The 11,703-nt window shown below is 65.5% G+C and carries 11 protein-coding genes; 4 read left to right on the top strand and 7 right to left on the bottom strand.

The window, feature by feature from the left end; genetic code table 11:
* Window positions 1-78: 78 nt before the first annotated feature.
* From GFS60_RS33620 to GFS60_RS33600, 5 genes are all read right to left on the bottom strand, one after another.
* Window positions 79-369 (bottom strand): hypothetical protein, encoded by a 291-nt coding sequence (locus GFS60_RS33620; protein ID WP_159928736.1) that lies wholly within the window; start codon window positions 367-369, stop codon window positions 79-81.
* A gap of 344 nt (window positions 370-713) precedes the next feature.
* Window positions 714-1,196: a MaoC family dehydratase gene (locus GFS60_RS33615; RefSeq protein WP_159928734.1), complete on the bottom strand. Its 483-nt coding sequence runs from the start codon at window positions 1,194-1,196 to the stop codon at window positions 714-716.
* 385 nt (window positions 1,197-1,581) lie between these two features.
* Window positions 1,582-2,622 carry an NAD-dependent epimerase/dehydratase family protein gene (locus tag GFS60_RS33610; RefSeq protein WP_159928733.1) on the bottom strand — a complete coding sequence of 347 codons (1,041 nt, stop codon included), beginning with the start codon at window positions 2,620-2,622 and terminating at the stop codon, window positions 1,582-1,584.
* 12 nt (window positions 2,623-2,634) lie between these two features.
* Window positions 2,635-3,555 carry an HpcH/HpaI aldolase/citrate lyase family protein gene (locus GFS60_RS33605; protein ID WP_159928732.1) on the bottom strand — a complete coding sequence of 307 codons (921 nt, stop codon included), beginning with the start codon at window positions 3,553-3,555 and terminating at the stop codon, window positions 2,635-2,637.
* Window positions 3,552-3,980, bottom strand: coding sequence for a MaoC family dehydratase (locus GFS60_RS33600; RefSeq protein ID WP_236603635.1), 429 nt, complete (start codon window positions 3,978-3,980; stop codon window positions 3,552-3,554). Before GFS60_RS33600 ends, GFS60_RS33605 begins: the two co-directional genes overlap by 4 nt.
* Window positions 3,981-4,265: 285 nt before the next feature.
* Between GFS60_RS33600 and GFS60_RS33595 the strand changes: the two genes are divergently transcribed.
* From GFS60_RS33595 to GFS60_RS33580, 4 genes are read left to right on the top strand one after another with little or no spacing between them, the layout of a single operon-like run.
* A complete protein-coding gene (locus GFS60_RS33595) occupies window positions 4,266-5,432 on the top strand; it encodes an acyl-CoA dehydrogenase family protein (protein WP_159928730.1) in 1,167 nt (388 codons plus the stop codon).
* On the top strand, window positions 5,432-6,190 hold the full coding sequence (locus GFS60_RS33590; RefSeq protein ID WP_159928729.1) for an SDR family oxidoreductase: 759 nt from the start codon (window positions 5,432-5,434) through the stop codon (window positions 6,188-6,190). Before GFS60_RS33595 ends, GFS60_RS33590 begins: the two co-directional genes overlap by 1 nt.
* Complete coding sequence (locus GFS60_RS33585) at window positions 6,190-7,368, top strand: thiolase family protein (protein WP_159928728.1); 1,179 nt, start codon at window positions 6,190-6,192, stop codon at window positions 7,366-7,368. Before GFS60_RS33590 ends, GFS60_RS33585 begins: the two co-directional genes overlap by 1 nt.
* An 8-nt stretch (window positions 7,369-7,376) precedes the next feature.
* Window positions 7,377-8,627: an acetyl-CoA hydrolase/transferase family protein gene (locus GFS60_RS33580; protein ID WP_159929140.1), complete on the top strand. Its 1,251-nt coding sequence runs from the start codon at window positions 7,377-7,379 to the stop codon at window positions 8,625-8,627.
* Between the two features lie 77 nt (window positions 8,628-8,704).
* On the opposite strand, the gene GFS60_RS33575 is transcribed toward GFS60_RS33580, so the two are convergent.
* Together GFS60_RS33575 and GFS60_RS33570 are read right to left on the bottom strand one after the other, a co-directional pair.
* Window positions 8,705-9,460 carry an IclR family transcriptional regulator gene (locus GFS60_RS33575; protein ID WP_159928727.1) on the bottom strand — a complete coding sequence of 252 codons (756 nt, stop codon included), beginning with the start codon at window positions 9,458-9,460 and terminating at the stop codon, window positions 8,705-8,707.
* A gap of 293 nt (window positions 9,461-9,753) precedes the next feature.
* Window positions 9,754-11,085, bottom strand: a complete 1,332-nt coding sequence (locus tag GFS60_RS33570; RefSeq protein WP_159928726.1) for an MFS transporter — start codon at window positions 11,083-11,085, stop codon at window positions 9,754-9,756.
* Between the last annotated feature and the right edge of the window lie 618 nt (window positions 11,086-11,703).

Raw genomic sequence — 11,703 nt, 5'->3', positions numbered from 1 at the left:
TAGCGTATATCGCAGGCGGTCAACGCTCCGGCCGAGGTGCCTCGCCGGTCGCGAGGCGGGCAGTCGGACCGGCAGTGGTCACCTCGCCGCGGGGCGGGAAACCTCGGGTAGACCCGCATACCGGCGATACTGGCTCACCGTCCGGTAGAGACCTTCTTCCATCGAGTAACGGCTGCGAATGCCGAGTTCGGCCTCGGCCTTGCTCGCGTCGTAGCGGCGGGCCCACGCCATGGTGGAGCCCGCGGGCAGGCCGTCGCCGCCACCCTTCTCCAACGAGAGGTCCGCCCCCGGCAGCAGTGCACGGAGGAACTCGTAACCCTCCTCGATGGGACGGTAATCGCCATGTGTCAGAAAGCATCTGGCCGACATCCGAGCCCGTATATGGGAGCGCTCACGGTACCGGCCCGTCCCCCGACAGAATCCTTCCGGCGGCCGGACCGTCCGTTCCCGAGTTCGTAGTGGCGTATATGGGAATTGGGCGGCGCAGTGGGTCGTGGTCGCCGTGAACACGACGCCCACACGGCCCGAGACCGAGTACGTCCTCGGCGGCGCCGCGTCCGTCGTGGGCACGAACCCGGGTCCGCGAGCGGCACCGCCGTGTCAGCGTTGGAGATCATTCTGGACACTTGTGGCCGACGTCGCGGCACGAGCATCGAGCCGGTTCACGGCGCCGAGCGGAACCGCGGCGACACCGCCGCCATCCGGTATCAGGGTTATCCGGCCTCGACGACGCGGGCGACGGACTCGGACACGACCACCGGCTTGTCGGAGCCTTCGCGCTCGACGACCTGACTCATCGTCACCTGGATGCCGCCCCCGACCTGTTCCGCGGACTGGACGGTGACGCGCATCCGGATGCGTGAACCCACCGGCACCGGCGCGGGGAAACGCACCTTGTTGTAGCCGTAGTTCAGGCTGTGGGCGAATCCGTCGAACCGCAGCAGGGTCGCTGACAGTGCCGGGCCGAGAGACAGGCTATACAACCCGTGCGCGATGGTGCCGCCGAGCGGGCTGGCGGCGGCGCGCTCGGGATCGATGTGGATCCACTGGTGGTCGCCGGTCGCGTCGGCGAAGGCGTTGACGCGTTCCTGGGTGACCATGTGCCAGTCGGTGGGGCCCAACTCCTTGCCGATCAACGCCGTGAGCTCGTCGAAGCTCGCGGGGCGAACGGGCGGTGCGGTGGTGGTGTCGGTCATCTGTCTTCCTCAATTCCGGGTGGCGCAGGGCCTGAATGTGTCATGTTCACGTTGGACCGACCGCTTCGACGATCGCCCGACCTGCTGCCGCATACGCCCGGTCACTTCGTTGGCCCGGGGCTCGTCCACTTGACTTCGACTTCGACATCCTTCCCACTTGCCCCGAATCTCCATCAGGAGGTGCAGTCCTGGACGGTCCGCACCGCCGGGTCTTTCACGGTTCGGGAGAGGCATCATGAGCTCGGGAGTGAGAACCAGCGGTTGGTCGAAGTTTAGGGTCGGTCGCGTTGCATTTGTGCATACGAGAGGGCATACGCAGCGGTCGGTCGACGCTCCGGCCGAGGTGCCTCGCCGGTCGCGAGGCGGGCAGTCGGACCGGCAGTGGTCACCTCGCCGCGGGGCGGGAAACCTCGGGTAGACCCGCATACCGGCGATACTGGCTCACCGTCCGGTAGAGACCTTCTTCCATCGAGTAACGGCTGCGAATGCCGAGTTCGGCCTCGGCCTTGCTCGCGTCGTAGCGGCGGGCCCACGCCATGGTGGAGCCCGCGGGCAGGCCGTCGCCGCCACCCTTCTCCAACGAGAGGTCCGCCCCCGGCAGCAGTGCACGGAGGAACTCGTAACCCTCCTCGATGGGACGGTAATCGCCATGTGTCAGAAAGCATCTGCCGCCGACATCCGGGCCTTCCAGGGCCCGGACGAATGCGTCGGATACATCCTCGACGTAATGGAAGTCGAGGCTGTGATCCCCAAAGAGGAACCTCGCCGGGCCGGACTCGGCAGCCGCGGCATGCAACGCATCGAGCAACCAGGTCGTACCGGATCCGCGCCCCGCCTTGACGTGCTCACCGAAACCGTAAACCCGGCTCAAACGCAGCCCGACGGTGTCGAGCCCGAAGTTCTCGTAGTACCGGGTGGCCAAGTACTCGGAGAACACCTTGGTTGCCCCGTAGACACCGCTTGGGTCGTAGTTGCTGTCATCGGTAATGAAGCCCTGCGGTCCTTCCGACCGGGGCCCGAAGACCGTGACCGAGCTCGCCCAGACCACCTTGTTCACTCCGAGCTGGGCGGCGGCCTCGAAGACATTCGCCGTTCCCCCGGCATTGACCCGGACGGCGGCCGGCGCGTTCGCCTCCGACGCGGCGCCGACCATCGAGGCGAGATGCACTACCGAGTCGGCGTCGTTGGATTCGACGGCCGCTCTGACGGCTGCCTGATCCGAAATGTCACCCACGACGACGGTGACCTTGTCGAATAGATCTCCCCCGAGCAGGTAGTCGAGGAATTTCAGATCGGGCAGCTCGATATCCGCCGGTTCTCCCCTGCCGCCGAAGTAACCGTAGAGGACGACCTTCTTGCCTGCTTTCAACAGATCTCTGACGACGTAGCTTCCGACGAAGCCCGTTCCGGTCACCATTACTGCCATTGTCCGAGTCCTTCACTTTCCGGTTTTTGCAGCGCGTCCCGCGCTGGACGTCTTCTCTCGACGGGGTGTCAGGCAGTCGCCCGGATCGGTCGCGCGTTCGGCAGGCTCGTTGGTGTGGCGCGACCGAGCGAGGATGCGGCGTGCCTGCGCATAGACCGGACCGTCGACCATCCGACCTTCGAAGGTGGTCACCCCGCGGCCGTCGTTCGTCGCGGCCAGCAGGTCCCGGGCCCATCGCACTTGATCGGCGGGCGGTGCGTACGCATCGCGGATGACGTCGACCTGCGTGGGGTGGATCGCGACGGTGGCATCGAAACCCACCGCCACCGCGTCGAGACACTCGGCGCGAAGACCATCCACATCGGGGATGTCCATGTAGACGGCGTCGATGGCGACCAGGGAGCGAGCCTTGGCGGCAACGAGAACCCGCGACCGGGCGTAGCGGGCCACGTCGCGGTACCGACCGTCGGGGCATCGGGACGACAGTCCACCGAGGCCGGCGACGAGGTCGTCGGCGCCCCACATCAAAGCGGTGACGCACGTGGCGTCCGCGATCGAGGAGCACTGATCCACACCGAGCGGCGTTTCGATCAGGGCGATCACGTCGAGGTGGCCGAGTTGCGCGAGGTCGTCGGCCCGCTCGGCCTTGGCCAACATGATGCGCCCGATGGAGGTCTCGCGGAGCAGTTGCAGGTCTGCTGTGTGCTCGGAGCTGCCGGCACCGTGGATGCGGAGCACGGTTCGCTCGAAGTCGTAGACTCCGTCGTCCACGAGCTCGGCCACGGCTCGGCGGGCGTCGTCCTTGTGTTCGGGCGCGACGGCGTCCTCCAGGTCCAGGACCACTATGTCCGCGCGCTGCACTGCTTTACGGTATCGCTCCGGTCGATCGGCGGGGCAGAACAACCATCCGGGCGGCGGCGTCCACTGCCTCATGACTGTTTCCTCACCAGCGTGGTGCGGGTTGCTTCGGCGACGATCTCGCCCCGTTGGTTGCGTGCCGTGTGAGCGAAGGTAACGATGCCGGCGTTCGGGTGACTGCGCGATTCCCGCTTGTTCGCGACGACGGTCTCGGCGTAGATGGTGTCGCCGTGGCGCACCGGATGGGGGAACTTCGCCTCGGAGAACCCCAGGTTGGCCAGGATCGTGCCCTGGGTCAACTGCGCCACCGACAGTCCCACGAGCGTCGACAACGTAAACATCGAGTTCACCAGGCGGTCATGGAAGGGGGCGAGCTGTTCGCTTTCCGCCTGGTCGAGGTGGAGCGGCTGGGTATTCATCGTCAGCGTCGTGAAAAGGACGTTGTCGGTCTCGGTGACCGTCCGGCCCGGCCGGTGCTCGTAGACGGTGCCGAGCTCCATCTCATCGAACCACAAGCCGCGCTGGACGATTCGCCGCGATCCTCGTCCGGTCGTGTCAAGTGCCGCATCTGCGGTCAGCACCTCCTCGGTCACAGCCGACCGGGGACGGCCCGGACTTCCTACATCTTCTGTGCGCATGGAGCCTCCGCTCTATCAATCTCGGTCATCTGCGACGCCAGTCAGCTATCTGGGATCGGAACTCTCGTCGGCCGCTCCGTTGACCATACCTTGTATTCACTATATCGTACGGATATTCATACTCCCGAATGCTGAGGAGGCCGGAACGTGGACTTCGAGCTCACCGACGACCAGCAGACCATCCGAAAAGCAGTGGCCGAACTGGCCGCAAAATTCGACGACACGTACTGGCTCGACAAGGACCAGGCACACGAATTCCCCACCGAGTTCTACGACGCGTTCGCGCAGGGTGGTTGGCTCGGTATCACCACACCCGAGGAGTACGGCGGCAGCGGATTCGGAATCACCGAGGCTTCGATCCTGCTCGAGGAAGTGGCCGCATCGGGAGCCGGCATGAACGGTGCCAGCTCGATCCACATGTCGATCTTCGGCATGCACCCGGTGATCGTGCACGGCTCCGACGAGATGAAGAAGGAGAACCTTCCCCGGATCGCCAACGGCGACCTGCACGTGTGTTTCGGCGTCACCGAACCGGGCGCTGGTCTCGACACCACCCGCATCACCACCTTCGCCCGCCGTGACGGCAGCGATTACGTCGTCAACGGCCGCAAGGTATGGATCTCCAAGGCGGTCGAGTCGGAGAAGATCCTGCTGCTCACCCGCACAGCGAAATACGAGGACTCGGCCCGCAAGACCGACGGCCTGACGCTGTTCTTCACCGACCTCGACCGCGCCCACGTCGACATCCGCCCGATCCGGAAGATGGGGCGCAACGCGGTCACCTCCAACGAGTTGTACATCGACGACCTACGTATCCCCGAAGAACACCGCGTTGGAGAAGAAGGCCAGGGTTTCAAGTACATCCTCGACGGCCTCAATCCCGAGCGGTGCCTCATCGCCTCCGAAGCCCTCGGCATCGGACGCGCCGCCCTGCGCGCCGCGGTCCGGTACGGCAACGAGCGCGAAGTCTTCGGCAGGCCGATCGGCAAGAACCAGGGCGTCGCATTCCCGCTCGCCGACTCGCTGGCACGACTCGACGCCGCCGAGCTGATGCTCCGCAAGGCAACCTGGCTCTACGACAAGGGCTTGCCCTGTGGCCGCGAAGCCAACACCGCGAAGTATCTGTGCGCCGACGCCGGTTTCGACGCCGCCGACCGTGCGGTACAAACCCACGGCGGCATGGGCTATTCGGAGGAATACCACGTCGCCCGGTACTTCCGTGAAGCCCGACTGACCCGGATCGCCCCCATCAGCCAAGAAATGATCCTCAATTTCCTCGCAGAGCACGTTCTCCGACTTCCCAGGAGCTACTGATGTCCGATTCGTTCACTCTCGCGGGCCGTTCGGCCCTGGTCACCGGTGCCGGTGGCGGCATCGGCGCCGCCGTCGCGACGGCCTACGCCGCTGCCGGTGCGGTTGTGCTCGTCACCGATAGGGACAAGGACGCGGCCGCTGCGGTCGTCGACCGGATCGTGGCCGCCGGCGGACGCGCCCAGGCGGCTGCCCTCGACGTGACGAACGCCGACCAGGCCACCACCGCCGTAGAGCAGGCGGCGGATCTCGGGGGCGGCACCCTCAACATCGTGGTCAACAACGCGGGCGTCATAGCCCCGGCGATGTTCCCCAAGATGACTCCCGAAAAGTTCCGGTTCGTGCTCGACGTCCACGTCGGCGGTACTTTCACCGTCACCCAGGCTGCACTGCCCCAGCTGCCCGACGACGGCACTGGTCGCGTGATCAACGTGACCTCCGCGGCCGGACTCGTCGGCACCATCGGCCAGGTCAACTACAGTGCGGCAAAGGCCGGGATCATCGGCCTGACGAAATCGTTCGCCAAGGAGCTCGCCAGGCGGAAGATCACCGCCAACGCGGTCGCGCCCCTCGCAGCGACGAACATGACCAGCACCATACGCACCGACGAAAAGCTCGCCGAGACGACGCTCGCCCGGATTCCGCTCGGCCGGTGGGCATCTCCGGACGAGATCGCCGGCACGTTCGTCTTCTTCGCAAGCGATGCGGCGGCTTACATCACCGGACAGGTGCTGCCCGTCGACGGCGGGATGGTGATCTGATGGCGTTCGCCGGCACCAGGCGCGACGCCTGGATCGTCGAAGCCCTCCGCACACCCATGGGACGCGGTCACCAGCAAAAGGGGTGGTACCGCGAGGTGCACCCCACCACTATGCTGGCCGAGGTCTACAAGGCGCTGCTCGCGAGCACCGGCCTGGCCGACACCGACATCGAGGACATCGTCGTCGGCACCACCTCCCCCTTCGGGGAACAGTCCCGCAACGTCGGCCGCAACGCCTGGCTCTCGGCGGGCTACTCACCCACCGTGCCAGCTGTCCAGGTGGACCGTCGCTGCGGGTCCGCGCAGACCGCGGTCGCGATGGCCGCCGCGTTCGTCGCCTCGGGCACGCACGACGTCGTGATCGCCGGTGGCATCGAGCACATGGGCCGCATCCCGATGAGCGCGGCCGGCGAGATCGAAAAGCTCTACGGCCCGGCGTGGCCGGCCGCGCTGCTCGACGCCTGGGACTTCCCCTCCATGGGCGAGGCCGCCGAACGGATCGCCGAGCAGTGGGGCATCAGCCGCGAGGCGATGGACGAATTCGCCGTGCGCTCGCACCGGCTCGCCGCCGACGCGGTGACCGAGGGACGGTTCGAACGCGAAATGGTGCCGCTGCATCTCGACGGCGCACTGCGCACGTCGGATCAGGGCATCCGACCCGGAATCAGCGCGGAAACACTCGCGGCGCTGGCGCCGGTGTTCCGGCCCGGCACCGGGCGCGTCACCGCCGGAACGTCCTCACCGATGACCGACGGTGCCGCCGGTCTGGTCCTCGCCTCGGACGAAGCCGTCGACCGCTTCGGGTTGGCGAAGCGCGCCCGCATCGTCGACCAGACGACTGTCGGCGTCGATCCGTCCATCATGTTGACCGGGCCTATTCCCGCGACACGAAAGCTGCTCGAGCGCAACGGTATGACGATGGCCGACATCGACCTCGTCGAGGTCAACGAGGCCTTCTCGTCGGTCGTGCTCGCCTGGGAACAGGAACTCAAGCCCGATATGGAACGGGTCAACGTCAACGGCGGCGCCATCGCCCTCGGACATCCGGTCGGCACCACCGGGTCCCGCCTGTTCGCGACCCTGCTGGCCGAAATGGAGCGTCGAAACGTGGAGATCGGTCTCGTGACGATGTGTTGCGGCGGAGGACTCGGTACGGCCACCCTCGTCCAGAGAGTGTGAGTGCAGCCATGTTGGACATGATGGGGCTGGTCCGCTCGGGGGACGGCATCTGGTGGGGTCAGGGCGGCGCCGAGCCGACTCCCCTCGTCGACGCGTTGATCGACGCCGTCGATCGGATAGGTCCCCTCACGGCCTTCTCGGGCGCATCCTGGAATCCCCGACTGAGGCGGGAGCTGCCCGATGCGCTGGCGATAACCTCGTACGGCGCCCTCGGCGAGCTGCGCCACCTTTCCCGCAGCGGCCGGCTCGAGGTGCTGCCCTGTCACTACTCCGCGCTGCCTCGCATGTTCGCCGCCGGCCGACTTCCTTGCGACGTCGGCATCGTCCAGGTTTCACCACCGGACGAGGAGGGACTGGTCACGTTGGGGGTCGGGGTCGATTACATGGCCGACGCCATACCCCACACACGGACCCTCATCGGGGAGATCAACTATCGGATGCCGGCCACCACAGGCGGCCCTCGCTTGCCGTTGTCGGTGTTCGCTGCCGTGGTGGAAACGGATCGCCCCTTTCTCGAGGCTCCCGTCAGGGCTCCCGACGAGGTGGACCTGTCCATCGCCGGCCAGGTGGCATCGCTCATCGACGACGGGGACACCCTCCAGATGGGGGTGGGGTCGTTGCCCCACGCGGTACTCGATGCGCTGGCGGGCCATCGCGATCTCGGATTCCACAGCGGCATCATCACCGACGGAGTGCTTGACTTGATCGACAAGGGCGTCCTCACGGGAGCCCGTAAGGAAGTCGACCCGGGCATCGTCGTCACCGGGTCGGCCTTCGGAACCAATGACGGAGTCTGTCGAATTGCGGATCTGCCCATCGAGTTTCGCGCTACGTCCTACACTCATTCACCGGTGGTGTTGTCGCAGCTGCGCTCGTTCGTGTCCGTCAACTCGGCGATCGAAATAGATCTGTCCGGTCAGGTGGGTTCCGAGCTCGCACGCGGGCGGTACATCGGAGCTGTGGGCGGCCAGGTGGATTTCAGCCGTGCCGCCGCGCTGACGGGTAGCCGGTCGATCATCGTGTTGCGTTCCACAGTGCCCTCACCCGCCGGTGGTACGAGCTCGACGATTGTCCCCACTTTGTCCGGGCTCGTCACTACGGGGCGGGTCGATGTGGATGCGGTTGTCACCGAGCACGGTGTCGCCGTGCTCACCGGGTGCACCGATGCCGATCGCGCGCGGAAGCTGGTCCGGATCGCCGCGCCGGAGCACCGGGAGGCGCTCGAACGCAGCAGGACCGACCTGCACGGCGCCACATAAGACCACCACGTGGAAAGGTTCGCGCCGCCCGAACATGTTCGGGCGGCGCGAACCTTTCCACGTGATCGAGTCGAGCCCTACTCCCGGACACCTGCGGTCGAGAGACGCTCCGCGGCGTCGAGGACGCTCTTGGATATTCTGTCGAGTTGTGCATCCATCCTCGCGGCCGGTCCCGCCAGGCCGATGGCCATGGTGACTTCCTTGCCCTGCAGCAGGATCGGGCTCGCCACACCGAAGAGGTCCGGATTGCGTTCGCCACGGTTGTAGCCGATGCGGGTGTCGTGCACGGTCACCAGTTCCTCGGCGATCCGGTCCCGTTCGGCTGGGTCGTCGGTGATCCGTCGGAGGTAGGCGTCTCGGCGTCGTGGCTCCATGAAGGCGAGGAAGCATTTGCCGTAGCTCACCGGCCACAGTGGATTGCGCTGGTGCATCGGCGGTGATGCACGGATCGTCTGTGTCGGCTCGACGAGATCGACGATGATGGCGGAGTTACCCACGAGAATCGAGAGGATGGCGGTTTCGTCGCACGCCTTCGAAAGTTGCTCCAGTGCATGGTGGTACCCGACTGGGACCTGCTGTCCGCCGATGGCGAGCAACGTCGAGACCGCGGGTCCCTGCAGGTATCGACCCTCGTGCTCGCGGAGGTAGCCGGTGGTGACCAGGCCCCTGGCGTATCCGTGAATTGACGATTTGGGTGCCCCAATGGCATCTGATAGTTCGCCAAGACGGAGCCCTTCCGGTTCGCTGGCGATGATGACCTCCAGAATCGCCATCACTCGGCTGACCGTTCTGTGTTCGGCCCCGCGGGCCGGAGTGCTGTCCGTGCTGGACATTGCCACTTCCACCTCTTCGTCGGTTCGTCTGCACAATCTTTGCAGGGTTTCGCCAGCCAACCCGCACGACGCTCACGCAAAGTTCGGACCGTCCGGCAGGGGTCTCCCCTACCCTCAATGTACGGAATCTCGAATCAGCATACGTTGGTGTGAAGGTTTCGGATACGTCGACGCGGGGACGGAAGCCGGGTTGCTGCACCTCGGCTTCCGCCCCCGCCTGCGACAGAATGGGTGTCGCCGTGTGAGACTGCTGCGTCGCCCCGGGCCGATTCGACCCGGGGCGCGGGACTACTTCAGACGGTTTGCCGCGCCGGGGATGACTCCGAATCGGAACCCTCGTCTCCGGGCTTCTTGATTTCGGTGTAGGCAGCAAGGTCCAGATGGCGCCCGTCGCGGGTCCGTGTCACCGCGATCATCGACACCACCAAGATGGCCAGCGTGAACCCGGCGACGAGCCCGGGGCCGCCGAGCGCTCCCAGCCCCGCGGCGACGAACGCCGAGGGCGAGGCGAAGATCAGGTTCGAGATGGAGTGCGACAGAGCCGCCCCCGAGAAGCGCACCTCAGTGGGGAACTGTTCGGCGAACAGAGCGGGCTGTACACCGGCCATGGCCTGGATGGACGTGAGCACCAACGCCATGCTTGCACCGGTAACGAAGATGTGCTCAGGTCCCGAGAACGGGAAGAACACCGCGATGCCCGTGATGCACCCGAGCATGCCGGCGACCATCACCGGTTTGCGTCCGATTCGGTCGGACAGTATTCCGCCACCGAGGCAGCCCACGATCGACACCGCGTTGGCGATCATCAGCAGCAGGAAACCGGTGTCGCGGGACAGGCCGGTGTTGCTCGTCAGATGACTGAGTCCGTAGACCGCGACGAGGTAGAAGGACAGTGCGGGACCACCCCAGCACAGGATGAGCGTGGTGACTGTACGCGGATGCGACCACAACACGGCCAGTCCCTTGCCGCTTGCGCTGGGCGCCGCAGCGCGATTCTCTTCTTCAGCGACGAAAGCCGGGGTTTCCTCGAGCTTGAGCCGAATGAAGATGGCGACGAACACGATCAAAATGCTCGACAGAAACGGAATACGCCAACCCCACGACTCGAACTGTTCCGTAGTGAGCGAGGCGCTCAGGGCGACGAGCGCCAGGTTGGCCAGCACCTGACTCATGGGCGAGCCAACGGTAATGACCGATCCGAGCAGGCCACGTCGGCTCTGGTCACCGTGTTCCATGGTCATCAGCTGGTTGCCCACCAACTCGCCGCCGAGGGAGACACCTTGGATGAAGCGCAAGCCGACGAGAATCGCTGCGATGCCGATGCCCTGCCCGGAAGGCAGTAAGCCGATCGCCACGGACGCGAGTCCCATCATCACCAGCGTGGTGAGCAGGATCGGCTTGCGCCCGAACCGGTCTCCGAAATAGCCGAAGATCAGTGCGCCCAGGGGCCGGGCGGCGAAACCGACACCGAACGTCGCGAACGACGCGAGCACGCTTCCGGTCGGTCCGAGGTCGCTGAAGAAAAGCTGCGGGAAGAGCGTGGCGGAAAGTACGCCATACAAAGCGAAGTCGAAGTACTCGAGGGCAGAACCCAGTGCACCGCTGGTGACGGCGCGTATCTCCATTTTTTTCGAGTACGTACCCGAATTGGGAGGACCAGACGATTCGGAACCGACCGCGTCGTGGGACGTCATAAGAACACTCCATTCGATTTCTGTTGCATGTGATCCGGTTTTTTCACTCGATGCCCGGTGACTGCGTCTCGTTCAACCGGAACGTCAAAGCGCGGAACGCCCCCACGGAGTTCCTCTATGCCGAAGCTCACACGGAAGACTGCGTGTGTTCGATATCATGCATGTACATACAGTATTGCGAACGACAGGAGGTGTCAACGTTCTTTCGGAACTTCCTAGAGGACGCCGCAGGCGGTCATAAAGGGCCTGGTAGTCGCCGCGAAGCCGACCGCTGAAGGATGGTTTCAGTCCAGTGATGGACACGGACCTGCCCGCCCTGGCCCGGTCGCGATCAGCTTCGGCCTCGGTCGTTCCTCGTGTTCGGCCAGGTGCGCGCCGCTGCGCCGGCGGAGTGACACTCATCGCCGCTTGGATCCGGTTTGTAAAGAACTAATCCGGTCGCCGATCCCGAGCGGTGGCTCACGGCGTCGAGCTCACGACTGCGGCGGGCGCTGGTCGCCGGGGTCGTCGGATCAGCCGGACCAATCGCACCTTCCCGTTCAGTCATGT

It is taken from the genome of Rhodococcus sp. WAY2, assembly GCF_009859915.1.
GTDB classification, from domain to species: domain Bacteria; phylum Actinomycetota; class Actinomycetes; order Mycobacteriales; family Mycobacteriaceae; genus Rhodococcus_F; species Rhodococcus_F oxybenzonivorans.
The sequence above is the reverse complement of the archived record's forward strand: the minus strand, read 5'-3'. Positions and strand labels throughout refer to the sequence as shown.